Annotated in this window: 20 protein-coding genes; 13 read left to right on the top strand and 7 right to left on the bottom strand. The window is 66.2% G+C overall.

Annotated elements, in window-relative coordinates:
- Positions 1 to 111 precede the first annotated feature (111 nt).
- The 5 genes from DIE02_RS33365 (at position 112) to dut (ending at position 6328) form a co-directional block, all read left to right on the top strand.
- A complete protein-coding gene (locus DIE02_RS33365) occupies positions 112 to 1104 on the top strand; it encodes a bifunctional riboflavin kinase/FAD synthetase (protein WP_044845591.1) in 993 nt (330 codons plus the stop codon).
- A gap of 102 nt (positions 1105 to 1206) precedes the next feature.
- Positions 1207 to 4044 (top strand): isoleucine--tRNA ligase, encoded by a 2838-nt coding sequence (gene ileS, locus DIE02_RS33360; protein WP_124486991.1) that lies wholly within the window; start codon positions 1207 to 1209, stop codon positions 4042 to 4044.
- Between the two features lie 2 nt (positions 4045 to 4046).
- The gene (gene lspA / locus DIE02_RS33355) at positions 4047 to 4547 is read left to right on the top strand and encodes a signal peptidase II (RefSeq protein ID WP_044845589.1); all 501 of its coding nucleotides are present in this window, start codon (positions 4047 to 4049) and stop codon (positions 4545 to 4547) included.
- Positions 4548 to 4614: 67 nt separating this feature from the next.
- Complete coding sequence (coaBC, locus tag DIE02_RS33350) at positions 4615 to 5826, top strand: bifunctional phosphopantothenoylcysteine decarboxylase/phosphopantothenate--cysteine ligase CoaBC (RefSeq protein ID WP_124486990.1); 1212 nt, start codon at positions 4615 to 4617, stop codon at positions 5824 to 5826.
- 55 nt (positions 5827 to 5881) lie between these two features.
- Positions 5882 to 6328: a dUTP diphosphatase gene (gene dut / locus DIE02_RS33345; protein WP_124486989.1), complete on the top strand. Its 447-nt coding sequence runs from the start codon at positions 5882 to 5884 to the stop codon at positions 6326 to 6328.
- Positions 6329 to 6391: 63 nt separating this feature from the next.
- Here dut and DIE02_RS33340 read toward each other — a convergent pair whose 3' ends face one another.
- The 4 genes from DIE02_RS33340 to clpS all read right to left on the bottom strand — a co-directional run bounded on the left by DIE02_RS33340 (position 6392) and on the right by clpS (position 11409).
- Entirely contained in the window at positions 6392 to 7162 is a 771-nt protein-coding gene (locus DIE02_RS33340) for a membrane protein (RefSeq protein WP_044845586.1), read from the bottom strand.
- 152 nt (positions 7163 to 7314) lie between these two features.
- Positions 7315 to 8694: an amino acid permease gene (locus tag DIE02_RS33335; RefSeq protein ID WP_124486988.1), complete on the bottom strand. Its 1380-nt coding sequence runs from the start codon at positions 8692 to 8694 to the stop codon at positions 7315 to 7317.
- A gap of 103 nt (positions 8695 to 8797) precedes the next feature.
- Positions 8798 to 11098, bottom strand: a complete 2301-nt coding sequence (gene clpA, locus DIE02_RS33330) for an ATP-dependent Clp protease ATP-binding subunit ClpA (RefSeq protein WP_044845584.1) — start codon at positions 11096 to 11098, stop codon at positions 8798 to 8800.
- On the bottom strand, positions 11095 to 11409 hold the full coding sequence (gene clpS / locus DIE02_RS33325) for an ATP-dependent Clp protease adapter ClpS (protein WP_006398529.1): 315 nt from the start codon (positions 11407 to 11409) through the stop codon (positions 11095 to 11097). Before clpS ends, clpA begins: the two co-directional genes overlap by 4 nt.
- 546 nt (positions 11410 to 11955) lie before the next feature.
- Between clpS and DIE02_RS33315 the strand changes: the two genes are divergently transcribed.
- Positions 11956 to 12159 carry a cold-shock protein gene (locus DIE02_RS33315; protein ID WP_004196460.1) on the top strand — a complete coding sequence of 68 codons (204 nt, stop codon included), beginning with the start codon at positions 11956 to 11958 and terminating at the stop codon, positions 12157 to 12159.
- A 177-nt stretch (positions 12160 to 12336) separates the two neighbouring features.
- On the opposite strand, the gene DIE02_RS33310 is transcribed toward DIE02_RS33315, so the two are convergent.
- Complete coding sequence (locus tag DIE02_RS33310; RefSeq protein ID WP_124486987.1) at positions 12337 to 13935, bottom strand: multicopper oxidase family protein; 1599 nt, start codon at positions 13933 to 13935, stop codon at positions 12337 to 12339.
- Between the two features lie 690 nt (positions 13936 to 14625).
- Between DIE02_RS33310 and DIE02_RS33305 the strand changes: the two genes are divergently transcribed.
- Positions 14626 to 14850, top strand: a complete 225-nt coding sequence (locus DIE02_RS33305; RefSeq protein ID WP_044845583.1) for a hypothetical protein — start codon at positions 14626 to 14628, stop codon at positions 14848 to 14850.
- 129 nt (positions 14851 to 14979) lie between these two features.
- On the opposite strand, the gene DIE02_RS33300 is transcribed toward DIE02_RS33305, so the two are convergent.
- Positions 14980 to 17208 carry an NADP-dependent isocitrate dehydrogenase gene (locus DIE02_RS33300; protein WP_044845582.1) on the bottom strand — a complete coding sequence of 743 codons (2229 nt, stop codon included), beginning with the start codon at positions 17206 to 17208 and terminating at the stop codon, positions 14980 to 14982.
- Between the two features lie 279 nt (positions 17209 to 17487).
- Positions 17488 to 18744, bottom strand: a complete 1257-nt coding sequence (icd, locus tag DIE02_RS33295) for an NADP-dependent isocitrate dehydrogenase (RefSeq protein ID WP_044845581.1) — start codon at positions 18742 to 18744, stop codon at positions 17488 to 17490.
- Positions 18745 to 19019: 275 nt separating this feature from the next.
- Between icd and DIE02_RS33290 the strand changes: the two genes are divergently transcribed.
- The 6 genes from DIE02_RS33290 to DIE02_RS36370 form a co-directional block, all read left to right on the top strand.
- Positions 19020 to 19598, top strand: a complete 579-nt coding sequence (locus DIE02_RS33290; RefSeq protein WP_124486986.1) for a pseudouridine synthase — start codon at positions 19020 to 19022, stop codon at positions 19596 to 19598.
- Between the two features lie 289 nt (positions 19599 to 19887).
- Positions 19888 to 20100: a hypothetical protein gene (locus DIE02_RS33285; protein ID WP_072465376.1), complete on the top strand. Its 213-nt coding sequence runs from the start codon at positions 19888 to 19890 to the stop codon at positions 20098 to 20100.
- A gap of 160 nt (positions 20101 to 20260) precedes the next feature.
- Complete coding sequence (locus DIE02_RS33280) at positions 20261 to 20761, top strand: DUF192 domain-containing protein (protein ID WP_044845579.1); 501 nt, start codon at positions 20261 to 20263, stop codon at positions 20759 to 20761.
- A gap of 222 nt (positions 20762 to 20983) precedes the next feature.
- The gene (gene fusA, locus DIE02_RS33275; protein WP_044845578.1) at positions 20984 to 23095 is read left to right on the top strand and encodes an elongation factor G; all 2112 of its coding nucleotides are present in this window, start codon (positions 20984 to 20986) and stop codon (positions 23093 to 23095) included.
- A gap of 177 nt (positions 23096 to 23272) precedes the next feature.
- Positions 23273 to 24289, top strand: a complete 1017-nt coding sequence (locus DIE02_RS33270; RefSeq protein WP_260426328.1) for a HoxN/HupN/NixA family nickel/cobalt transporter — start codon at positions 23273 to 23275, stop codon at positions 24287 to 24289.
- A gap of 905 nt (positions 24290 to 25194) precedes the next feature.
- A partial coding sequence (locus tag DIE02_RS36370; protein WP_185702680.1) for a hypothetical protein occupies positions 25195 to 25468 on the top strand: 274 nt, incomplete at its 3' end.

Raw genomic sequence — 25468 nt, 5'->3', positions numbered from 1 at the left:
ACCATTCGCCCCCGCGTTTCCCCCCTTCTCGGCCGCCGGGCCGCCCGAACGTTTATAATCTTCTGCTTTGCGGCATCCCACCGCCCATTCCCCGACGCTGCATCCGCTATCGTGAAAGTCTTCCGCGGCCTGCCCAACGCCGAGAGCCGCGCGCCGTGCGCGCTGACGATCGGCAACTTCGACGGTGTCCATCGCGGCCACCAGGCCCTGCTCGCGCGCGTGCGCGCGGCAGCGGACGCGCGCGGCCTGCCCGTGTGCGTGATGACCTTCGAGCCGCACCCGCGGGAATTCTTCAACCCGGCCGGCGCGCCGCCGCGCATCGCGATGCTGCGCGACAAGCTGGAAGCGCTGCGCGAGCACGGGGTCGACCGCGTCGTCGTCGAGCACTTCAACCATACGTTCGCAAGCCAGTCGCCGCAGGCGTTCGTCGAGCGCACGCTGGTGAACGGGCTGCACACGCGCTGGATGATGGTCGGCGACGATTTCTGCTACGGCGCGAAGCGCGCGGGCACCTTCGACACGCTGAAGGCGGCCGGCGAGCAGTACGGCTTCGAGGTCGAGCAGATGGGCACGGTCGCCGGCAGCGACGGCACGCGCATCTCCAGCTCGGGCGTGCGCGCCGCGCTCGCGGCGGGCGATCTCGACGCGGCCGCGCAGGCGCTCGGCCACGGCTACGCGATCAGCGGCCACGTCGCGCACGGGCTGAAGCTCGGCCGCGACCTCGGCTTCCCGACCCTGAACCTGCCGATCGCGCACAAGCGGCCGGCGCTCGCGGGCATCTTCGTCGTGCAGGTGCACGGCCTGGGCCCCGCCCCGCTGCCGGGCGTCGCGAGCCTCGGGCTGCGCCCGACCGTCGACGATTCCGGCCGCGTGCTGCTCGAAGTCCACCTGCTCGACTGGCACGGCGACGCGTACGGCAAACTCATCCGCGTCGAATTCCTGAAGAAGCTGCGCGACGAGGCGAAGTTCGACGATCTCGAGGCGCTGTCGCGCGCGATCGCGCTGGACGTCGCGAATGCACGTGCGTACTTCGTCGAGCGCGACCGCGCGCCGGGCAGCCGCACGACCGGCTTCTCGACCTCGGCGACCGACCGAATTAGCTGATCCGGCCGGCGGCGCCCCGCGCCGCACCCTCGCGCCGCCGACCCGCGCGCATCCCCGATTCACGACGCACGAGCGTCCCCCGATTTAGATAGCGATCCCATCATGAGCAACAAGAAAGCCGATTCGAAACCGCAGGCCAAGTATCCGGTCAACCTGCTCGACACGCCGTTCCCGATGCGCGGCGACCTGCCCAAGCGCGAGCCGCAGTGGGTCAAGGAATGGGAAGAGCGCGGCATCTACGAGAAGATCCGCGCGGCCAGCCAGGGCCGGCCGAAGTTCATCCTGCACGACGGCCCCCCGTATGCGAACGGCGACATCCACCTCGGTCACGCGGTCAACAAGATCCTGAAGGACATCGTCGTCAAGTCGCGCAACATGGCCGGCTTCGACGCGCCGTACGTGCCGGGCTGGGATTGCCACGGGATGCCGATCGAGATCCAGATCGAGAAGCAGTTCGGCAAGTCGCTGCCGGCGGCCGAAGTGATGAGCAAGGCGCGCGCGTACGCGACCGAGCAGATCGAGAAGCAGAAGGTCGGCTTCAAGCGTCTCGGCGTGCTCGGCGACTGGGCGAACCCGTACAAGACGATGAACTTCGTCAACGAGGCGGAAGAAATCCGCGCGCTCGGCAAGATCATCGAGAAGGGCTACGTGTATCGCGGGCTGAAGCCGGTGAACTGGTGCTTCGACTGCGGCTCGGCACTCGCCGAGGCGGAAGTCGAGTACAAGGATCGCACCGACCCGACGATCGACGTGATGTTCGCGTTCGCGGAACCGGAAAAGACCGCGCAGGCGTTCGGCCTGCCGGCACTGCCGCGCGCCGAGGGCGGCATCGTGATCTGGACCACCACGCCGTGGACGATCCCCGCGAACCAGGCGCTGAACCTCCATCCGGAAATCGTCTACGCGCTGGTCGACACCGAGCGCGGGCTGATGATCATCGCGGAAGAGCGTGTCGAAGCCTGCATGATCGACTTCAAGCTGACCGGCCGCGTCGTCGCGACCGCGCCGGGCGTGAAGCTCGCGAACCTGCGCTTCCACCACCCGCTCGCATCGGCCCACCCTGGCTACAAGCGCACCGCGCCCGTCTACCTCGGCGACTACGTGACGACCGACACCGGTACCGGCGTCGTGCACTCGTCGCCCGCCTACGGCATCGAGGACTTCCAGTCGTGCAAGGCGCACGGGATGACCGACTCGGACATCATCAACCCGGTGATGGGCGACGGCCGCTACATCGAATCGCTGCCGCTGTTCGGCGGCCTGTCGATCTGGGACGCGAACCCGAAGGTCGTCGACGCGCTGCGCGAGGCCGGCTCGCTGCTGCGCAGCGAGCACTACAAGCACAGCTACATGCACTGCTGGCGTCACAAGACGGCGATCATCTACCGTGCGACGTCGCAGTGGTTCGCCGGCATGGACGTGACGCCGCGCGACGGCGGCAAGACGCTGCGCGAAACCGCGCTCGAAGGCATCGACGCCACCGCGTTCTACCCGTCGTGGGGCAAGCAGCGCCTGTTCAGCATGATCGCGAACCGTCCCGACTGGACGCTGTCGCGCCAGCGCCAATGGGGCGTGCCGATGGCGTTCTTCGTGCACAAGGAAACCGGCGAGCTGCATCCGCGCACGCTCGAACTGCTCGAGGAAGTCGCGAAGCGCGTCGAGCAGTCGGGCATCGAGGCGTGGCAGACGCTCGATCCGCGCGAGCTGATCGGCGACGACGCGAACCTGTACGAAAAGAACCGCGACACGCTCGACGTGTGGTTCGACTCGGGCACGACGCACTGGCACGTGCTGCGCGGCTCGCACAAGGATCAGCTGCAGTTCCCGGCCGACCTGTACCTCGAAGGCTCGGACCAGCACCGCGGCTGGTTCCACTCGTCGCTGCTGACCGCATCGATGATCGACGGCCGCGCGCCGTACAAGGGCCTGCTCACGCACGGCTTCACGGTCGACGGCGAAGGCCGCAAGATGAGCAAGTCGCTCGGCAACGGCATCGACCCGCATGAAGTCGCGAACCGTCTCGGCGCGGAAATCATCCGTCTGTGGATCGCGTCGACCGACTACTCGGGCGAACTCGCGATCTCCGAGGAAATCCTGAAGCGCGTGACCGAAGGCTATCGCCGCATCCGCAACACGCTGCGCTTCCTGCTCGCGAACCTGTCGGACTTCGACTTCGCGCAGCACGCGGTGCCGGTCGACGAATGGCTCGAGATCGACCGCTACGCAGTCGCGTTCTCCGCGCAACTGCAGACGGAACTGCTCGGCCACTACGAGAAGTACGAATTCCACCCGGTCGTCGCGAAGCTGCAGACGTACTGCTCGGAAGACCTCGGCGGCTTCTACCTCGACGTGCTGAAGGACCGCCTGTACACGAGCGCGGCCGATTCGCGCGCACGCCGCTCCGCGCAGACCGCGCTGTACCACCTCACGCACGGGCTGCTGCGCGTGCTCGCGCCGTTCCTGTCGTTCACCGCGGAAGAAGCGTGGAAGGTGTTCCAGCCGGCCAGCGACACCGTGTTCACGGAAACCTACTACGCGTATCCGGAAGTCGCCGGCGCGGCCGCGCTGATCGAGAAATGGGCGCTGCTGCGCGACGTGCGCGGCAACGTGACGAAGGCGCTCGAGGAGGCCCGCACCGCGAACCGCATCGGCTCGTCGCTGCAGGCCGAAGTGGCCGTGCATGCGAGCGGCGCGCGCTACGACGCGCTGACGAGCCTCGGCGACGACCTGAAGTTCGTGCTGATCACGTCGGCGGCAACGGTCGTGAAGGTCGACGACGAAGCGCAGGAAAGCGTCGACGTGGCCGCGTCGAAGTACCAGAAGTGCGAACGCTGCTGGCACTACCGCGAGGACGTCGGCGCGCACGCCGATCATCCGACGCTGTGCGGCCGCTGCTTCTCGAACCTGTTTGAAAACGGCGAAATCCGGAGCGCTGCGTAAATATGGCGAAAACCCTGTCGAAACCGGCCAGCGGCGCGCTCGCGCCCTGGCTCGGCATTTCGCTGATCGTGATCCTGTTCGACCAGCTGTCGAAGATCGCGATCCTGAAAACGTTCGCGTACGGCGCGCAGCATGCGCTGACGTCGTTCTTCAACCTCGTGCTGGTGTACAACCGCGGCGCCGCGTTCGGCTTCCTGTCGACCGCGAGCGGCTGGCAGCGCTGGGCGTTCACCGCGCTCGGCGTCGGCGCGACGCTCGTGATCTGCTTCCTGCTGAAGCGCCACGGCCACCAGCGGCTGTTCAGCGTGTCGCTCGCGCTGATCCTCGGCGGCGCGCTCGGCAACGTGATCGACCGGCTGATCTACGGCCACGTGATCGACTTTCTCGATTTCCACCTCGGCGACTGGCACTTCCCGGCGTTCAACCTCGCCGATTCCGCGATCACGATCGGCGCGGTGCTGCTGATCTACGACGAATTGCGTCGCGTGCGCGGCTCGCGCTGAGCGCGCATACTCGTTGGCGACGGCCGGCTTCGCGCCGGCCGTTCCGTTTGACCCTTGGAGGCCTGAGTTGGCACACGCAGAACTCGCAGGAAAACACCTCGTTCTCGGCCTGACGGGCGGCATCGCCTGCTACAAGATCGCCGAGCTCACCCGGCTGCTGACGAAGGCAGGCGCGACCGTGCAGGTCGCGATGACCGAAGCCGCCACGCAGTTCATCACGCCCGTCACGATGCAGGCGCTGTCCGGCCGGCCCGTCTACATGAGCCAGTGGGACGCGCGCATCGGCAACAACATGGCGCACATCGACCTGTCGCGCGAAGCCGACGCGATCGTGATCGCGCCCGCGTCGACGGACTTCCTCGCGAAGCTCGCGCACGGGTTCGCGGACGACCTGCTGTCGACCCTGTGCGTCGCGCGCGACTGTCCGCTGCTCGTCGTGCCCGCGATGAACCGCCAGATGTGGCAGAACCCGGCCACGCAACGCAATGCCGCGCAACTGCGCGCCGACGGCGTGTCGGTGCTCGGCCCCGATTCGGGCGCGCAGGCGTGCGGCGAAGTCGGCGACGGCCGCATGCTCGAGCCGGAGGCGATCTATGAGGCGATCGTCTCGCACTTCGCGCCGAAGGTGCTCGCGCACCGCCGCGTGCTGATCACGGCCGGCCCGACGTTCGAGCCGCTCGATCCGGTGCGCGGCCTCACGAACCGCTCGAGCGGCAAGATGGGCTTCGCGCTCGCGCGCGCCGCGCAGCAGGCCGGCGCCGACGTGCATCTCGTCGCGGGGCCGGTCGCGCTCGACACGCCGTGGGGCGTGTACCGCCAGGACGTGCAGACCGCGCAGCAGATGTACGACGCGGTGATGCAGGCGGTAGCCGACGCCGACATCTTCATCGCGGTGGCCGCGGTCGCCGACTGGCGCGTCGATCAGCCGGCCGAGCACAAGATGAAGAAGACGGCCGACCGCAAGATGCCGGCGCTCGCGTTCGTCGAGAATCCGGACATCCTCGCGTCGGTCGCGGCGCTACCCGATCCGCCGTATTGCGTCGGCTTCGCGGCCGAAAGCGGCGACCTCGACGTGCACGGCGACGAGAAGCGCAAGCGCAAGAACGTGCCGCTCCTGGTCGGCAACCTCGGCCCGCTGACGTTCGGCCGCGACGACAACGAAGTCGTGCTGTTCGAGGCAGCCGGCCTCACGCGCCTGCCGCGCGCGCCGAAGGACGAACTCGCGCACGTGCTCGTCGCGGAAATCGCGAAGCGCCTGCCGGACAACCGCCTGATCTGATTACCCGCGCGGCGGCCCGCGCCGCCGCGCCCTTCCCGACCGATTCGACGACCGCATGAAACTCGACCTGAAGATTCTCGACGCGCGCATGCGCGACTACCTGCCCGCCTACGCGACCACCGGCAGCGCGGGCCTCGACCTGCGCGCGTGTCTCGACGCGCCCGTCACGCTGCAGCCGGGCGAAACGACGCTGGTTCCGACGGGCCTCGCGATCCATCTCGAAGACCCCGGCTACGCAGCGCTGATCCTGCCGCGCTCGGGCCTCGGCCACAAGCACGGGATCGTGCTCGGCAACCTCGTCGGCCTGATCGATTCCGACTACCAGGGCCAGCTGATGGTGTCGACGTGGAACCGCGGCCAGACCGAGTTCGTGCTGAACCCGTTCGAGCGGCTCGCGCAACTCGTGATCGTGCCGGTCGTGCAGGCGCAGTTCAACATCGTCGACGACTTCGCGCAAAGCGATCGCGGCGAAGGCGGCTTCGGCAGCACCGGCCGTCACTGAACGGCGCAACGCAAAAAGGGGCCTCGCGGCCCCTTTCCTTTTTCCGATTCGGTGCGACTGCGCTCACCGCTCGGCCGTCTGCGCGATCCGCGCGGGTACGAGTTCGCGGCGCCGCGCCTGCGCGATGCTCGCGTAGATCACCAGCGCGACCAGCACGCCGAGCAGCACCGCCGACGAGCCGACCGTGCCGAGCGCCAGTCCACCCTTGGCGACCGGTTTCGTCAGCAGGTCGCCGACCGTCGCCCCGAACGGACGCGTGAGCACGAACGCGGCCCAGAACAGCAGCACGCCGGAAATGCGCGTGAAGTAGTGCGCGAGCACGATCGCCGCGAGCAGCCCGCCGATCAGCAGCGCGCCGCCGCCGAAGCCGAGGCCCGAGCTGTCCGCGAGGAAATCGCCGAGCGCGGTGCCGAGCGTGTTCGAGAACAGGATCGCGATCCAGTACAGCAGCTCGACCTTGCGCGTGCGGATCAGGTCGACCGACAGCGATTCGCCGCTCAGGCGCCACACCGTGAAGATCGCCAGCAGGATCGCGACGAGAATCGACGAGCCGGCCGCATAGCCGAGGCCGAGCGTGCGGTCCATGAAGTCTGACATCGTCGTGCCCGCCGTGCTCGTCGCGACGATCACGGCCCAGTAGATCGCCGGGCGATATTGCGTCGTCCTGAGCTGCGCGCCGAGCGTGACGAGAAAGAAACCGAACAGCAGGATCGAGCTCACCGCATAGCCGACGTTCAGCGTCATCGAGAGCAGGTCGCCGCCGGTTTCGCCGAGCGTCGTCGCGCAGATCTTCATGATCCAGAACGCGAGCGTGATTTCGGGAAGTTTGTTCATTCGAACCCCTTTTACAGATGGCGCCGGGCTGGCGTGCGCCGGCCCGGATCGCGGACAGGTTCGAATGTAATCGCCGCCGGCTTAACGGAACCTTAGCGCGGCGGGCGTTGCGATGCCGCGCGGGCCGCAGCCCCGCGGCGGGAACGCACGCGTCAGCGCGCGTGCTGGTGCCGATAGTGCAGCGCGTACGCGAGCGTCAGCAGCACGACGAACACGACGCCGACCACCATCGTCATCCGGAATTCGCGCGTGAACGCGGTCGTCAGCAGGATCGCGCCGACGAGCCCGGCACCGAGCAGGCTGCCGAACGGGTGTCCCCACATCCGGAACGCGAGCGCCGGGCCGCGGTACCGCGCGCGAAAGCGCAGATGCGTGACGAAGATCATCATCCACGTGAACAGCGCGCCGAACATCGCGATCGCCATCATCACGGTAAACGCGGTGTCGGGCGACAGCGCGACCAGCACGGCCGCGACCGCGACGCCGCTGGTCGAGATCCACAGCGCCGCGCGCGGCACGCCGTTGCTGCCGAGCCGGCCGAACACCGCCGGCGCGAGCCGCGCGCGCGACAGGCTGAACATCATCCGCGTCGTCACGTAGAGCTGGCTGTTCATCGCCGACAGCGCCGCGATCAGCAGCACGAAGTTGATCACGCCGGCCGCATACGGCACGTGCGTCGCGGCCATCACCTTCACGAACGGGCTTTCGTCGGTGCCGGCCTGGGTCCAGGGCACGATCGCGAGCATCAGCGACAGCGTCAGCAGGTAGAACAGCACGAGCCGGAACACCGTCGAGCGGAACGCGCGCGTGACCGCGTGCTGCGGATCGCGCGCCTCGCCGGCCGCGATCGCGACCGCCTCGATGCTCATGTAGCTGAAGATCGCGACGATCACCGCGACCCAGGTGCCCCACGGCCCTTTCGGCATGAAGCCGCCATGCGCGGTGTAGTTCGCGAAGCCGATGCCGGAAGCCGCCGGCGCCGACCACACGAGATACGCGCCGAGCACGATGAACACGACGATCGCCGCGATCTTCAGCAGCGAGAATGCGTATTCGACCGAGCCGTACAGCGTGACGCTCGCCAGGTTCACCGCGATCAGCAGCGCGGAGAAGCCGATCACCCAATACCAGCCGGGCACGGCCGGAAACCAGTACTTCATGAAGACGGCGATCGCGCTGATCTCGGTGCCGATCGCGAACACTACCGCGAACCAGTATGCATAGCGCACGAGAAAGCCCGCGAGCGGGCCGACGTAGTGCTCGGCATACGCGCCGAACGAACCGGCCGTCGGATGCGCGACCGTCATTTCCGCGAGCGCGCCCATCAGCAGCAGCGCGATCAGCGCGCCGATCGCGTACGAAACCAGCACGCTGGGGCCCGCGAGCCCGATCGCGAAGCCGCTGCCGAGGAACAGCCCCGTGCCGATCGCGCCGCCGATCGCGATCATCGCCATCTGCCCGGACGTCAGCGCATGGCGCAAGCCTTGTTCGCGCGCGACGATGTTGTCGAACGATCGTTGTTGTTGTGTCACTGCGTTACCACTCCCCTGCACCGCCATCGCGCCACCGGCGCCAGATAAAACGAAACGGCGCGGAGAACTTCCCGCGCCGTTCGCATGAACCACGAATTATCGCTTACTCGACTTCGACCGCCTCTTCGTTCGGCTTGTGCGGCGGATTCGCCAGCTTGTCGAACGACAACTGCACCTTGTCGTTTTCGTCCACGTCGACCGTCACATGGCCGCCATTGACGAGCTTGCCGAACAGCAGCTCGTCGGCCAGCGCGCGACGGATCGTGTCCTGGATCAGCCGCTGCATCGGCCGCGCCCCCATCAGCGGGTCGAAGCCGTGCTTCGCGAGATGCTTGCGCAACGCGTCGGTGAAGAGCGCGTCGACCTTCTTCTCGTGCAGTTGCTCCTCGAGCTGGATCAGGAACTTGTCGACCACGCGCATGATGATTTCCTCATCGAGCGAGCGGAAGCTGATGATCGCGTCCAGACGGTTGCGGAACTCCGGCGTGAACAGGCGCTTGATGTCGGTCATCTCGTCGCCCGTTTCGCGGCGCGTCGTGAAGCCGATCGTCGCCTTCTGCATCGACTCGGCGCCCGCGTTCGTCGTCATGATGATGATGACGTTGCGGAAATCCGCCTTGCGGCCGTTGTTGTCCGTCAGCGTGCCGTGGTCCATCACCTGCAGCAGCACGTTGAAGATGTCCGGATGCGCCTTCTCGATCTCGTCGAGCAGCAGCACGCAGTGCGGCTTCTTCGTGACGGCTTCGGTCAGCAAGCCGCCCTGGTCGAACCCGACGTAGCCCGGCGGCGCGCCGATCAGCCGGCTCACCGCGTGACGCTCCATGTATTCCGACATGTCGAAGCGGATCAGCTCGATGCCGAGCGTGAACGCGAGCTGGCGCGCCACTTCGGTCTTGCCGACGCCGGTCGGGCCGGAGAACAGGAACGCGCCGATCGGCTTGTCCATCTTGCCGAGGCCCGCGCGCGCCATCTTGATCGACGCGGCGAGCGCGTCGATCGCCGGATCCTGGCCGAACACGACGCTCTTCAGGTCGCGATCGAGCGTCTGCAGCTTGCTGCGATCGTCCTGCGACACGCTCTGCGCCGGCACGCGCGCGATCTTCGAGATGATTTCCTCGATCTCGCTCTTGCCGATCGTCTTCTTCTGCTTCGACTTCGGCAGGATGCGCTGCGCGGCACCCGCTTCGTCGATCACGTCGATCGCCTTGTCCGGCAGGTGACGGTCGGTGATGAAGCGCGCCGACAGTTCGGCCGCGGCCGACAGCGCGCCCGACGAATACTTGACGCCGTGATGCTCCTCGAAGCGCGACTTCAGCCCGCGCAGGATCGCGACCGTCTGCTCGACGGTCGGCTCCGTCACGTCGACCTTCTGGAAGCGCCGCGACAGCGCCGCGTCCTTCTCGAAGATGCCGCGATACTCGGTGAACGTGGTCGCGCCGATGCACTTGAGCGTGCCCGACGACAGCGCCGGCTTCAGCAGGTTCGACGCGTCGAGCGTGCCGCCCGATGCGGCGCCCGCGCCGATCAGCGTGTGGATTTCGTCGATGAACAGGATCGCGTGCGGCCGTTCCTTCAGCTCCTTCAGCACCGTCTTCAGACGCTGCTCGAAGTCGCCGCGATACTTGGTGCCCGCAAGCAGCGCGCCCATGTCGAGCGAATACACCTGCGCGTTCGCGAGGATATCCGGCACTTCGCCGCGCGTGATGCGATAGGCGAGCCCTTCCGCGATCGCGGTCTTGCCGACGCCGGCCTCGCCGACGAGCAGCGGATTGTTCTTGCGACGGCGGCACAGCACCTGCACGACGCGCTCGACCTCGGGCTCGCGGCCGATCAGCGGATCGATGCGGCCGTCCTTCGCCATCTGGTTCAGGTTCTGCGTGAACTGCGCGAGCGGGGTTTCCTTCTGCGCATTCGCGTCTTCGCTTTCCGCGTTCGCGTCGGACGACTTCGCGGCTTCGCCGCCGTTCGTCTTCGCGATGCCGTGCGAAATGAAGTTCACGACGTCCAGGCGCGTGACGCCCTGCTGCTGCAGGTAGTAGACCGCGTGCGAGTCCTTCTCGCCGAAGATCGCGACCAGCACGTTCGCGCCGGTCACTTCCTTCTTGCCGTTCGACGTCGACTGGACGTGCATGATCGCGCGCTGGATCACGCGCTGGAAACCGAGCGTCGGCTGGGTATCGACATCGTCGGTGCCCGGGACGGTAGGTGTGTTGTCGTGGATGAAATTGCGCAGGTTCTGACGCAAGTCCTCGATGTTGGCCGCACACGCGCGCAACACCTCGGCTGCCGTCGGATTATCCAGCAGGGCCAGCAGCAGATGCTCGACCGTAATGAACTCATGGCGCGCCTGGCGTGCTTCCATGAACGCCATGTGCAGGCTGACTTCCAATTCCTGGGCAATCATGCTTCCTCCATCACGCACTGCAGCGGATGCCCGGCCTGCCGCGCATGGGTAACGACTTGCTCAACCTTGGTCGACGCGATGTCCCGCGTATAGACCCCACAAACCCCTCGCCCTTCGCGATGGACCTTCAGCATGATCTGCGTGGCCGTCTCGCGATCCTTCTTGAAATACTCCTGTACGACCATCACGACGAACTCCATCGGCGTGAAGTCGTCGTTCAGCAGCACCACCTTGTACATCGAAGGCGGCTTGAGCTTCTGCTGCTTGCGTTCCAGGACGGTGCTGTCCTGCTTGTCCGGGATAATCGCCATACACCCATTCTAAACAACTCGGACAGGCCCGCAATCCTGCCGTTACCCGACCGACCGGCCGGTGCCCTCCCTGGTTCCCGACGACCCGCGATCGTCTTCGCACCATACGAAAGCCGGCTGCGGTGCCGGCTTTCACGCGTGGCGCGGAACACGAACCGTCAGGGGGAAACTGCACCGGACGTCGCATCCGCGTCCAGTATCCCACAAGCCGGGACGACTCGATCGCGTGTCACTCGAGCCTGGTATATGAGCCGATTATGCGTCTTTTCAAGTCCGCGCGCTCGACGGGATGCTGCAAAGCAAAGCCGGAAAAACCCTGAAAATGGGTTCTTTACAACGTCCCTCTAAACGTCTAAAAATTCCCCTTGACACTCAAATAAAGAGCGCCAACAATCAAGCTGGCACTTTTTTCAACTCGCCAGTTGGCGAAATGAAAGAGGCCGAAGGTGAGCTTGTGAGGGGGGAACGGCTGTATTTTCCGGTCGTTTAGCTTTTCGAGCGTGCTCGTGGTAAGTAGCAGCGACTGTGTGACAGGGGAAGTAGGAAATGGCAACTGGTATCGTTAAGTGGTTCAACGACGCGAAGGGCTTCGGTTTCATCACTCCCGACGAGGGCGGTGAAGATCTGTTTGCGCACTTCTCGGCCATCAACATGCAGGGCTTCAAGACCCTGAAGGAAGGCCAGAAGGTGAGCTTCGAGGTCGTTCAAGGGCCGAAGGGCAAGCAAGCGTCGAACATCCAGGCCGCGTAAGGCACCGGATATCAGACGAAGAAACCCGGCATTGCGCCGGGTTTCTTTTTTTCAGGCCGGCCACTCGTTAATTCGATTGGCCGGCCTTTTCGTTCAATCCCGATAATCGAACACGTATTGTCTTGTTGCACGCGCAGATCGAATGCCGTCATGCGCGTGAAACATATTCGATATCCGTTACACGACCTTCAGCGTGCCCATCATGCCGAGATCCTCGTGTTCGAGAATGTGGCAATGAAACATGCGCTCGCCGGGCATGTCTTGCGTGACGAGTAGCGTCACGGTGTCGCCGCTGCGCACGTTGACGGTATCGCGCCATGCGCGGAACGGTTCGCTCGTGCGCGTGCCGTCCGACGCGCGCTCGATCACCTGGAATTGCGTGCCATGCAAGTGGAACGGGTGATCCATGTCGGTGGCGTTGCGCAGGGTCCAGCGCTCGACGTCGCCGCGGCGGCTGGTCAGCGTCGCGCGATGCGGCGCGTAGGTCGCACCGTTGATCATGAAGCGCATGCCCGCCGGGCGGCCGTGTGCCGGCCCTTTCATCATCGCGTCCATGTCCATCTTTTCGCCGAACTCGATCGTCTTCTGCGCGACCGGCTCGCCGAGCGCGGGCACCCTGCGCAGCGTCGCGGGCAGCGCGCGCGCCGCTGCAGGCGCGAACGCGACATCGGCGAGCGCCAGCGCCGGATCTGGCGGCAGGCTGCCGTGGCCGCCGTCGTGCGACATTGCCATCTTGCGGCGGTCGTATTCGGCCGCCTGCAGCACCGCGCGTGACGCGCGGTCGCCGGCGCGCACCAGCAGTTCCGCACGCTCGCCCGGCGCGAGCAGCAGCGACGTCACGCGGCGCGGCGCGTCGAACAACCCGCCGTCGGTGCCGACCTGCTCGAACGCGCGGCCGTCGTCGAACGCGACGCGCAGGTAGCGCGCGCTGCATGCGTTCCACACGCGCCAGCGCTCGTCGCCCGCGACGTCGATCTGCGGCCGGCGCGCCCCGTTGACCAGCACGAACTGGCCTTCGCGGCCGTTCATCCAGTCCATCATGTCGTTCGGCGGGATCGTGCCGTCGCGCGCGAGCTTCAGGTCGGATACGAACAGGTTGCGCTCGGGCCAGCCGGCGAGCGGGTCGTCGGCGGCGCGCACGATGAAGGGCCCCGCAAGCCCGCGGAATACCTGTTCGGCCGTCATCATGTGCGGATGGGGGTGATACCAGTAGGTGCCGGCGCTGCCCTTCGGCAGCGTGAAGCGGTACACATGCGACGCGCCCGGCGCCACCGGATCGGACGGATTGCCGTCCTGGTCGGGCGGCACCGGCAGGCCGTGCCAGTGGATCGTCGACGGTTGCGGCAGCTTGTTCACGAAGCGGATCTCGACCGTGTCGCCCTCGCGCACGTCGATCAGCGGGCCGACGACGGGCCCTTGCGTGTCCGCGCCGAACTGCCAGAACGTCGTCGGACGCGCACCGTGCAGCATCGGACGCGCGACCGGCTGCGCGACCAGCGTCGCGCGGAACGTGCCGGGTTCGCGGCTTTCGTTTGCCAGGATGCGTAGCGACGCGAGCGGCGTGCCGGCCGGCAGCGCATCGGCCGCGGCGAGCGCGGCCGGCGCCGGCTTCGGGTGCTGCGCGTGGTCCGCCATTCCCGACATGCCCGGCATGTCGTCCATCTGATCCATGCCGGCCATGCCCGCGTGACCGGCATGCTGCGCCCATGCGGCGCGCGCAAACAGCGAAGCGGCCGCGACACCGATGGCGTGCGACAGGAAGGTTCTCCGTATCATCAATCGTTCCTCGTTATTCGTGCTGCATCGCGCGGCCGTCGCGACCTGCGCGCGTGCCGGCACGGGGAAGCGCCCGTGCGACGCGCAATCCGATGCCCGCGTCATCATAACCGCAGCGCTCGGTCGAAACGCCGCGACACCGCGCGAGCGTCGATACGCCGCACGACGCTGCCGGCCCGACGATTCGCGCGCCGCGCGGGCCGCGTTTTCGCTCATCGAACGACGCCGCGGGCCCCGCTGCCCTCACGCCGGCCGGGGCGATCGACGCCTTGCATCCCCGCTTTGGTCACGCCCGATCGAAGGCATTTGCTGCCGCTGCGCATCGCGTCATCGACGCGTCGCGCGCCCTCTTTGCCTGAACCCCTCGATTTTTCACGATGTGGAACAAGTCTCTGCTTTATAAAAATTCGTGGTGCACGGCACAAATTCGCTGTTTCGCGATGCCAAAAATCATTCCGCAATACAAAACACACCAAATATCACATTGTTTTAAAAGGAGAATTTTTGTTTCGAGAAAGCGTTCTACGCGCACCATCGAGCGCGCTCGCGGACGTAGACTTTGTTCCATGCACTGACGCTTCGCCACGACGTTCGATACGGAACCCGGCGCAAGCAGCCAGTCGGGCCACAGCCGGACGCGCCGGCGGGCGGCACACCAGAATCGCTTGTGATCAGAAAGGGAGAACGGAAATGAAGGGATTTCGCTTTGGTTCAGCGCTCGGGTCGTTCTACATCCTGCCGGCAAACGGCGGCTGGGAAGCGACGTTCGGCAACGCCTCGCTCGGCGCGTTCTCGTGCCCGGAAGTGGCAGCCGACCACATCTCCCGCGGCGACTGCGAACAGCCGTCCGAACTGGATACGGCCACGCTCGAAGTGCCGCACGAAATCGCCGAATGGGAAATCGTTCACGTCTGAATGGCACGCCTGCAACGAAAAACGCCCCGGGTCACCGGGGCGTTTTCATTATCGGCGGGGCGGCGAGCCGCCAGGCCCGCCGCATCTGCTGTTGCCGTTGCCAGGGCGCGCGCGGTGGCGCGGCCGGCGTCAGGCGACTGCGTCGACGATGCCGTTCAGCGTTGCGCTCGGGCGCATCGCCTGGCTCGTCAGCTCGACGCTCGGACGGTAGTAGCCGCCGATCGCCTGTGCCTTGCCCTGCGCGGCCGACAGTTCTTCCAGGATGCGCGCTTCGCTGTCGGACAGCGACTTCGCGACGCCTTCGAACTGCGCCTTCAGCGCGGCGTCCTCGGTCTGCTCGGCCAGCGCCTGCGCCCAGTACAGGCACAGGTAGAAGTGGCTGCCGCGGTTGTCGAGGCCGCCGACCTTGCGCGCCGGCGACTTGTTCTCGTCCAGGAACTTGCCGGTCGCCTGGTCGAGCGTCTTCGCGAGCACGAGCGCCTTCGGGTTCTGGTAAGCGTTGCCGAGGTGTTCGAGCGACGCGGCCAGCGCGAGGAATTCGCCGAGCGAATCCCAGCGCAGGAAGCCTTCCTCGACGAACTGCTGCACGTGCTTCGGTGCCGAGCCGCCCGCGCCCGTCTCGAACATCCCGCCGCCGGCCATCAGCGGCACGATCGACAGCATCTTCGCGCTGGTGCCGAGTTCCATGATCGGGAACAGGTCGGTCAGGTAGTCGCGCAGCACGTTGCCCGTGACCGAGATCGTGTCCTTGCCCGCGCGGATGCGCTCGAGCGAGAAACGCGTCGCGTCCACCGGCGTCATGATGCGGATGTCGAGGCCGTTCGTATCGTGATCCTTCAGGTAGCGTTCGACCTTCGCGATGATCTGCGCGTCGTGCGCACGTGCCGGATCGAGCCAGAACACGGCCGGCGCGCCGGTCGCGCGGGCGCGGTTGACCGCGAGTTTGACCCAGTCCTGCACCGGTGCGTCCTTGGTCTGGCACATGCGCCAGACGTCGCCCGACTCGACCGCATGCTCGAGCAGCACGTTGCCGGCTTCGTCGGTGACGCGCACGACGCCGTCGGCCGGGATCAGGAACGTCTTGTCGTGCGAACCGTATTCCTCGGCGGCCTGCGCCATCAGGCCGACGTTCGGCACGCTGCCCATCGTGACGGGGTCGAATGCGCCATGCTGCTTGCAGTCCTCGATCACGGCCTGGTAGACGCCCGCGTAGCAGCGGTCCGGAATCACGGCCTTCGCGTCGTACAGTTCACCGTCCGGGCCCCACATGCAGCCCGACTCGCGGATCATCGCCGGCATCGATGCGTCGACGATCACGTCGCTCGGCACGTGCAGGTTCGTGATGCCCTTGTCCGAGTTGACCATCGCGAGGCGCGGACGCACCGCGTACTCGGCCTTGACGTCGGCTTCGATCGCTTCGCGCGTGTCGGCCGGCAGGTCCTTCAGGCGCGCGTACAGGTCGCCGATCCCGTTGTTCGGGTTGAAGCCGGCCTGCGCCAGCACGTCCGCGTGCTTCGCGAGCGCGTCGCGGTAGAACACCGACACGAAGTGACCGAACAGGATCGGGTCCGAGACCTTCATCATGGTCGCCTTCAGGTGCACCGAGAACAGCACGTCCTGCGCCTTCGCGTCGGCGATCTGCGCTTCGATGAAGCTGCGCAGCGCCTTGCGGCTCATCACCGAGGCGTCGATGACTTCACCGGCCTTCACGGCCGTCTTTTCCTTCAGCACCTTCTTCACGCCGTCGGCCGTCGTGAGTTCGATCTTCACGCTGCCGGCATCGGCGATCAGCGCCGACTTCTCGCTGCCGTAGAAGTCGCCTTCGGTCATGTGCGCGACGTGCGCCTTCGACGTGGCCTTCCATGCGCCCATCTTGTGCGGGTGCTTGCGTGCGTAGTTCTTGACCGACAGCGGCGCGCGACGGTCGGAGTTGCCTTCGCGCAGCACCGGGTTCACTGCGCTGCCCTTGATCTTGTCGTAGCGGGCCTTGACGGCCTTCTCTTCGTCGCTCGACGGCTCTTCCGGGTAGGCCGGCAGCTTGTAGCCCTGCGCCTGCAGTTCGGCGATCGCGGCCTTGAGCTGCGGCACCGACGCGCTGATGTTCGGCAGCTTGATGATGTTCGCTTCCGGCTTCAGCGTGAGCTGGCCCAGTTCGGCCAGATCGTCGGAACCCTTCTGCTCCGGCGGCAGGACGTCGGCGAATGCCGCGATGATGCGGCCGGCGAGCGAGATGTCGCGCGTTTCGACGGCGACGCCCGACGAGCGCGTGAAGGCCTTGACGATCGGCAGCAGCGAATAGGTCGCGAGCGCGGGCGCTTCGTCGGTGAGGGTGTAGATGATCTTGGGCGAAGTGGACATGGTCGATGCGTTGCTACGTGAAAATTTGGGACTGAGGAGCGCCGGCGGTAACCGGCGGGGAGCGACCGGGTCGATCGCGAAAGGGGCGTGCCGGCTAGCCGGGCGGTGGTGTTGCGAGGGCCGTCATGTTCTACCTTGCAGGGCACCCGGGCCGCATCGCGGCGCCGCGGCCCGCATGCCGGACCGCCCTGCCAACAAACCTGCCGTTCATGAAACGCCCCGGCGCCGGCAGTAGGCGCCGGGGCGGCCGGCGGTCCGCCGGCCTGCCCCGGAAGGGACTTACATGTTCTCGATCAGCACTTCGCCGAAGCCGGAGCACGACACCTGCGTCGCGCCTTCCATCAGACGCGCGAAGTCATACGTGACGCGCTTCTGCAGGATCGACTTCTCCATCGCGGCGATGATCGTGTCGGCCGCTTCCGTCCAGCCGAGGTGGCGCAGCATCATTTCCGCCGACAGGATCTCGGAACCGGGGTTCACGTAATCCTTGCCCGCGTACTTCGGCGCCGTGCCGTGGGTCGCCTCGAACATCGCGACCGAATCCGACAGGTTCGCGCCCGGCGCGATCCCGATGCCGCCGACCTGCGCGGCCAGTGCGTCGGAGATGTAGTCGCCGTTCAGGTTCAGCGTCGCGATCACGTCGTATTCGGCCGGACGCAGCAGGATCTGCTGCAGGAACGCGTCGGCGATCGAATCCTTGATGACGATCTCGTTGCCCGTCTTCGGGTTCTTCACGCGCATCCACGGGCCGCCGTCGATCAGCTCGCCGCCGAACTCCTTCTGCGCGAGCGCATAGCCGGCGTCACGGAACAGGCCTTCCGTGAACTTCATGATGTTGCCCTTGTGCACCAGCGTGACCGACTTGCGATCGTTGTCGATCGCGTACTGGATCGCCTTGCGCACGAGACGCTCGGTGCCTTCGGTCGACACGGGCTTGACGCCGATCCCCGAGGTTTCCGGGAAGCGGATCTTCTTCACGCCCATCTCTTCCTGCAGGAACTTGATGACCTTCTTCGCCTGCTCGGAGCCCGCGGCCCATTCGATGCCCGCGTAGATGTCTTCCGAGTTCTCGCGGAAGATCACCATGTCGATCTTTTGCGGCTCGCGCACCGGCGACGGCACACCCTTGAAATACTGGACCGGACGCAGGCAGACGTAGAGGTCGAGTTCCTGGCGCAGCGCGACGTTCAGCGAACGGATGCCGCCGCCGACCGGGGTCGTGAGCGGCCCCTTGATCGACACCACGTATTCCTTCAGCACCTGCAGCGTCTCGTCCGGCAGCCACACGTCCGGACCGTACACCTTGGTCGCCTTCTCGCCCGCGAAGATCTCCATCCAGTGGATCTTGCGCTTGCCCTTGTAGGCATGCGCGACCGCCGCGTCGACGACCTTGATCATGACCGGCGTGATATCGAAGCCCGTACCGTCGCCTTCGATGTAGGGAATGATCGGCTGATCGGAAACGTTGAGCGAGAAGTCCTTGTTGACGGTGATCTTGTCACCGCCCTCCGGAACCTTGATGTGCTGATACGGCATGATCGACTCCAGTGACGTGGCTGAGCAGGTGATGCTGGTCGAAACTGCGCGCGCGGCGAGGTGGCCTTGCCACCTTCGTGACGGCAACAGCGAGCCGCTATTCTAGCGCCCCAACCGGGGCCGGCGGCACGAAGCGCGACGCTGCGTATCAAGTCTTCCCTTATGTCTTATATAAGACAGAGGACTTGCCGTTCCGTATTATGCATTAAGATTCCGCCATTTGCCATAGACCGCCCGTCCCGCCGCCCCGCGGCACGCCGGGCGGGCGCCCCGCCATGACCCTGATCGCCCTCAACAAGCCGTTCGGCACGATTTGCCAGTTTTCCGCGCACGAGACGCGGCCGTCGCTCGGCGACTGGGTAACCACGCCCGGCGTCTACCCGGCCGGCCGGCTCGACGCGGACAGCGAGGGCCTGCTGCTGCTCACCGACGACGGCGCGCTGCAGGCGCGCATCGCCGAGCCGCGCCACAAGCTCGTCAAGCGCTACTGGGCGCAGGTCGACGGCGCGCCGGGACCGGCCGACCTGAAGGCACTCGCGCGCGGCGTCGATCTCGGCGACTACGTGACGCGCCCGTGCCGCGCCGAATTCATCGAACCGCCCGAGGCGCTGTGGCCGCGCAACCCGCCGATCCGCTATCGCGCCGCGATCCCGACCACGTGGATCGAACTCGCGATCACCGAAGGCAAGAACCGGCAGGTGCGCCGGATGACGGCCGCGATCGGCTTCCCGACCTTGCGTCTCGTGCGTGTCGGCATTGGCGCGCTCGACATATTCGCGCTCGGCATTGCACCGGGCGAAACAATCGCGTTGCCGCCGCGGGCCCCCTGGGACGGTTTCGCACGCACCGAATGATGAATTCGGGACGCGCGAATTTTTCGTCATCTTTTTCGTCAACCGCCGGCGAAGATCGTGCGTTAAACCACGCAGATGCCAACCTTAGCTATCCGGCATTGGCAGCCGAACCGGTATTTCCGTGTTTGCGTCGCGAAAGCGACGTTTTCTTCGAATACGATTCGGCGCCCGCAGCGCAAAGAGAAATTTCTCGAAGCGTCTGTCAACCGAAAGGTGGATGGCACCGTTAGACGACATGACTCCTATTGCCGGGTCATTTGGTTAATTAACTAAAGCTGAGGAACACAACATGAACAAACTGATCGCCGCTCTGGTCGCTGGCCTCTTCGCAACGGCAGCATTCGCACAAGCTTCGGCTCCGGAAGCTGCTTCGGCTGCTGCTCCGGCAGCTGCTTCGGCACCGGCAAAGCACGCTGCCAAGAAGCACCACGCAAAGAAGAAGCACCACGCAGCTAAGAAGGCAGCTAGCGAAGCCGAAGCACCGGCAGCTGCTTCGAACTAAGCAAGCTGTTTGTAATAACGCAGTCAAGAACACGCAGTCTTGCCGTTCTTACGGCGTTGAAAGGCAGATCACCGCGAGGCGATCTGCCTTTTTCTTTTTTGTGCCCGCCGGCGCGCTTCGCGTACCATGCGGGTCTCGTTTTCCCGATAGGAGCCCTGCTGTGCGATTCTCCCTGCGCCCGTCGCTCGGCCGCCTTGCGCGCGCCGCCGTGTTTCCCGCCGCGCTCGCCGTCCTCGCACTCGGCATGCAGACCGCCCACGCCCAGATGCCGCCCGGCGCCAAGCAGCCGGGCGAGTTCCCGCGCGTGAAGCTGCGCGCCGGCATGTACGTGATCGACGCGGCCGTCGCCGCGAACGACGCCGATCGCGAACAGGGGCTGATGTACCGGTCGCAGCTCGCGCCGAACGAAGGCATGCTGTTCGTGTTCAACGAGAACGCCGTGCACTGCTTCTGGATGAAGAACACGCTGATCCCGCTGTCGATCGCGTTCGTCCGCGCGGACGGCACGATCACCGACATCGACGAGATGAAGGCCGAGACGACCGACAACCACTGCCCGCGCAACAACGGTGTCTATGCGCTCGAAATGAGCAAGGGCTGGTTCGCGGCGAAAGGCATCAAGCCGGGCATGAAGCTCGACGGGCTGCCCAAGGCCCAGTAATCGCCATCGCCGCGGCACCGCCGCGCATCGACCGCAGCCGGCCGCCCTGCTTGTTGGGCGCCGGCTTTTTTTCGCCGGCCGGCGGCCGCGGCCGCCTTGATACGGCGCACCTTGCCCGCATCTGCAAAAGCCACGGACAAGCGCTATGCTTTAAATCTCGCTTGTTTCAGCCCGGGCCGGCGCCGCCGTCCCGCTTACGATCCGAACCACCAGGAGGTTCACGTGCCCCGCAAAACCCCCATCGAGCGCTATCGCAATATCGGGATCAGCGCTCACATCGATGCCGGCAAGACCACGACGACCGAGCGCATCCTGTTTTACACCGGCGTGAGCCACAAGATCGGTGAAGTGCACGACGGCGCGGCCACGATGGACTGGATGGAGCAGGAGCAGGAACGCGGCATCACGATCACGTCGGCTGCGACCACGGCCTTCTGGAAAGGCATGGCCGGCAACTACCCCGAACACCGGATCAACATCATCGACACGCCCGGGCACGTCGACTTCACGATCGAGGTCGAGCGCTCGATGCGCGTGCTCGACGGCGCGTGCATGGTCTACGACTCGGTCGGCGGCGTGCAGCCGCAGTCCGAAACCGTATGGCGCCAGGCGAACAAGTACAAGGTGCCGCGCATCGCGTTCGTCAACAAGATGGACCGCATCGGCGCGGACTTCTTCCGCGTGCAGCGCCAGATCGGCGAGCGCCTGAAGGGCGTCGCCGTGCCGATCCAGATTCCGATCGGCGCGGAAGATCATTTCCAGGGCGTCGTCGATCTCGTGAAGATGAAGGCGATCGTCTGGGACGACGAAAGCCAGGGCGTGAAGTTCACGTACGAAGACATCCCCGCGAATCTCGTCGAGCTCGCGCACGAATGGCGCGAGAAGATGGTCGAGGCCGCCGCGGAAGCCAGCGAGGAACTGCTCGAGAAGTACCTGCACGACCATGAATCGCTGACCGAGGACGAGATCAAGGCCGCGCTGCGCCAGCGCACGATCGCCAACGAGATCGTGCCGATGCTGTGCGGCAGCGCGTTCAAGAACAAGGGCGTGCAGGCGATGCTCGACGCGGTGATCGACTACCTGCCGTCGCCGGTCGACGTGCCGGCCATCCTCGGTCACGACTTCCACGATCCGGAGAAGCCGGCCGAACGTCACCCGAGCGACGACGAGCCGTTCTCGTCGCTCGCGTTCAAGATCATGACCGATCCGTTCGTCGGCCAGCTGATCTTCTTCCGCGTGTATTCGGGCGTCGTGGAATCGGGCGACACGGTGCTGAACGCGACGAAGGACAAGAAGGAGCGGCTCGGCCGGATCCTGCAGATGCACGCGAACGAGCGCAAGGAAATCAAGGAAGTACGCGCGGGCGACATCGCGGCGGCAGTGGGCCTGAAGGAAGCGACGACGGGCGACACGCTGTGCGATCCGGCCAAGCCGATCATCCTCGAGAAGATGGAATTCCCGGAGCCGGTGATCTCGCAGGCCGTCGAGCCGAAGACGAAGGCCGACCAGGAGAAGATGGGCCTCGCGCTGAACCGTCTCGCGCAGGAAGATCCGTCGTTCCGCGTGCAGACCGACGAGGAATCCGGCCAGACGATCATTTCGGGGATGGGCGAGCTGCACCTCGAAATCCTGGTCGACCGGATGAAGCGCGAGTTCGGCGTCGAGGCGACGGTCGGCAAGCCGCAGGTCGCGTATCGCGAAACGGTGCGCACGACGGCATCCGATGTCGAGGGCAAGTTCGTCAAGCAGTCGGGCGGGCGCGGCCAGTACGGGCACGCGGTGATCACGCTGGAGCCGAACCCCGGCAAGGGCTACGAGTTCCTCGACGAGATCAAGGGCGGCGTGATTCCGCGCGAATTCATCCCGGCCGTCGACAAGGGCATCACCGAGACGCTGAAGAGCGGCGTACTCGCGGGCTACCCGGTGGTCGACGTGAAGGTGCACCTGACGTTCGGCTCGTACCACGACGTCGACTCGAACGAAAACGCGTTCCGGATGGCCGGCTCGATGGCGTTCAAGGAAGCAATGCGCAAGGCCAAACCGGTGCTGCTCGAGCCGATGATGGCCGTCGAGGTCGAGACGCCCGAGGACTTCATGGGCAACGTGATGGGCGATCTGTCGAGCCGGCGCGGCATCGTGCAGGGGATGGAAGACATCGCGGGCGGTGGCGGCAAGCTGGTGCGCGCCGAGGTGCCGCTCGCGGAAATGTTCGGCTATTCGACGTCACTGCGCTCGGCGACGCAAGGCCGTGCGACGTACACGATGGAGTTCAAGCACTACGCGGAAACGCCGGCGAACGTGTCGGAAGCCGTGATCAACGCGAAAGTGAAGTAAGCGCGGCGCACCTGCGCACTGCTGCGCGGCAAGTACGAGCCCGTCCGGTTCCGGACGGGCTTTTTTTCGTCCGTCGAACGCAGCGATGCGACCGGCCGGCGACGTTTTTGATCGGCACGCCAGGCATTTTTTTCGCATGCCACAATGCATCGCGATTCGTCCGACGGAACCCTGCCGATGCCACGCCGCCCTGCCCTGCGCCGCCTGCTGATGCTGTATGCCGGCCTCATCGCCGCGAACGTCGCCGTCTGGCTGTGGGCACTCGCGGTGCTGCGCGACCATCCGCTGCTGCTCGGCACCGCGGCGATCGCGTACGGGCTCGGCCTGCGTCATGCGGTCGACGCCGATCACATCGCCGCGATCGACGTCGCGACGCGCAAGCTGATGCAGGACGGCCGGCGTCCGGTGACGGTCGGCCTGTTCTTCTCGCTCGGCCACTCGACGATCGTGATCGCCGCGACGCTCGGCATCGCGCTGAGCGCGTTCGCGCTGCGCGACCGCTTCGACGCATTCCGCGAGATCGGCGGCACGATCGGCACGGCCGTGTCGGCCACCTTCCTGCTCGTGCTCGCGTGCATCAACCTGGTGATCCTGCGCGACGTGTGGCGGCGCTATCGCGGCGCGCCCGATCACGCGCACGACGCCGCGCATGCACATCCTCCGGCCGGCCTCGTCGGTCGGCTGCTGCGCCCGCTGTTCCGCTTCGTGTCGAAGAGCTGGCACATGTATCCGGCCGGGGTGCTGTTCGGCCTGGGTTTCGATACTGCAACCGAAATCGCGCTGCTCGCGATCGCGGCCGCACAGGCGAGCCACGCGCTGCCGCTCTATACGGTCATGCTGTTTCCCGCGCTGTTCGCGGCCGGCATGACGCTGATCGACTCGACCGACAATGTCCTGATGATGCATGCGTACGGATGGGCGATGGACGACCCGCGGCGCAAGCTGCTCTACAACGCGAGCATCACGCTGCTGTCGGCGGCCGTCGCGCTGGCCATCGGCGGGATCGAGGCCGCCGGCCTCCTCGCCGACAAGCTGTCGTTGACGGGCCCCGTACGCGATGCGCTCGATGCACTCGGGGAACGCTTCGGCGCGATCGGTTACGGCATCGTCGCACTCTTTCTCGTCGCCTGGATCGCGTCGATCCTCTGCCATCGCTGGCCGCGCGCTGCCGACACGACGGCGCGCCAGACGTAGTCAGACGTTTCAGTTCGGAAACAAAAAGCTCACGACGACGTATCGCACGCTGTCGCGCACTCCGTGCGCGCCTTGCGCCGCGGGCATAGCCGGCCGGTGGCACGAATCTCGCAGTTAGGGATTCGCACGGCGGGCCCGCGTGCCGACTCGTGCTCGCGGCTGGCCTCCGGCGCCGGCCGGACACACGTCGGCCGCCGAAACGACACTGCATCGTTGCTGGTCCCCTGCTCCACACGTTGATGAACGCGCGTGTCGAGGCATCGCGCGCATCGGGAGGCCAATGATGAGCAGAACGAAACAACTGTCCCGCACGACGGGACGGTGCTATCGCATGACCCTGCTGGCCGCAGCCGCGATTGCGTGCTGCTGCTCGTATGCCGTCGCGCAGGACACGACAACCGTCGTTCCTGTGACCGTGCTGCCGGGTGACGGCACTTCCACCACCCCATCCGCCCAGATCGAGCAGAATGCGGCGCCTGACGCCACGTCCAGCGCGGACACCGTGATGATCTTGGCCGAAAACGCTGCGTCATGTGCGGCCAACCCGGCCGCTTGTGCGGTGCGTGTGTATGCCGGCGGCGGCAATGGCGGAAATGGCGGCCTCGGTAGCGGCGGAACGACCGGAAGCGGGAGCGCCAGCACGGGTAGCGGCGGAAACAACGGCAATGGCGCCGTCGGCCCCGCAGGCGTCGGCGGGACAACGGGCGGGACGAACGGCTCGGTTGGCTCGGGGGGCACCGGCCGCGGCGGCAATGCCGCCGGCAGCGGGGGCTCAGGCGGTGGTACTTCGGGCGGTGGTACTTCCGGGGGCGGTACTTCCGGGGGCGGTACTTCCGGGGGCGGTACTTCCGGAGGCGGTACTTCCGGAGGCGGTACTTCCGGAGGCGGTACTTCCGGAGGCGGCCATGGTGGCGGTGGCGGCTCCGGCGGTGACGGAGGCCATGGCGACGGAGGCCACGGTGACGGAGGTCACGGCGATGGAGGCCACGGTGACGGAGGTCACGGCGATGGAGGCCACGGCGACGGAGGTCACGGCGATGGAGGCCACGGTGACGGAGGTCACGGCGATGGAGGCCACGGCGACGGAGGTCACGGCGGTGGCGGCTCCGGCGGTGGCGGAGGCCACGGCGACGGGGGTCACGGTGGTGGCGGCTCCGGCGGTGGCGGAGGCCACGGCGC

The sequence above is a fragment of the Burkholderia sp. Bp8991 genome (assembly GCF_003853795.1).
Lineage (GTDB): Bacteria > Pseudomonadota > Gammaproteobacteria > Burkholderiales > Burkholderiaceae > Burkholderia.
The sequence above is the reverse complement of the archived record's forward strand: the minus strand, read 5'-3'. Positions and strand labels throughout refer to the sequence as shown.

Bases quoted from the DNA above. Each gene is read 5' to 3' on its own strand.
- DIE02_RS33270 (WP_260426328.1), top strand. From the start codon at position 23,273: ATGCCACGCCGCCCTGCCCTGCGCCGCCTGCTGATGCTGTATGCCGGC.
- dut (WP_124486989.1), top strand. From the start codon at position 5,882: ATGAAACTCGACCTGAAGATTCTCGACGCGCGCATGCGCGACTACCTG.
- DIE02_RS33310 (WP_124486987.1), bottom strand. From the start codon at position 13,935: ATGATACGGAGAACCTTCCTGTCGCACGCCATCGGTGTCGCGGCCGCT.
- DIE02_RS33285 (WP_072465376.1), top strand. From the start codon at position 19,888: ATGAACAAACTGATCGCCGCTCTGGTCGCTGGCCTCTTCGCAACGGCA.
- DIE02_RS33290 (WP_124486986.1), top strand. From the start codon at position 19,020: ATGACCCTGATCGCCCTCAACAAGCCGTTCGGCACGATTTGCCAGTTT.
- clpA (WP_044845584.1), bottom strand. From the start codon at position 11,098: ATGATTGCCCAGGAATTGGAAGTCAGCCTGCACATGGCGTTCATGGAA.
- clpS (WP_006398529.1), bottom strand. From the start codon at position 11,409: ATGGCGATTATCCCGGACAAGCAGGACAGCACCGTCCTGGAACGCAAG.
- DIE02_RS33315 (WP_004196460.1), top strand. From the start codon at position 11,956: ATGGCAACTGGTATCGTTAAGTGGTTCAACGACGCGAAGGGCTTCGGT.
- ileS (WP_124486991.1), top strand. From the start codon at position 1,207: ATGAGCAACAAGAAAGCCGATTCGAAACCGCAGGCCAAGTATCCGGTC.
- lspA (WP_044845589.1), top strand. From the start codon at position 4,047: ATGGCGAAAACCCTGTCGAAACCGGCCAGCGGCGCGCTCGCGCCCTGG.
- DIE02_RS33340 (WP_044845586.1), bottom strand. From the start codon at position 7,162: ATGAACAAACTTCCCGAAATCACGCTCGCGTTCTGGATCATGAAGATC.
- icd (WP_044845581.1), bottom strand. From the start codon at position 18,744: ATGCCGTATCAGCACATCAAGGTTCCGGAGGGCGGTGACAAGATCACC.
- DIE02_RS33305 (WP_044845583.1), top strand. From the start codon at position 14,626: ATGAAGGGATTTCGCTTTGGTTCAGCGCTCGGGTCGTTCTACATCCTG.
- DIE02_RS33300 (WP_044845582.1), bottom strand. From the start codon at position 17,208: ATGTCCACTTCGCCCAAGATCATCTACACCCTCACCGACGAAGCGCCC.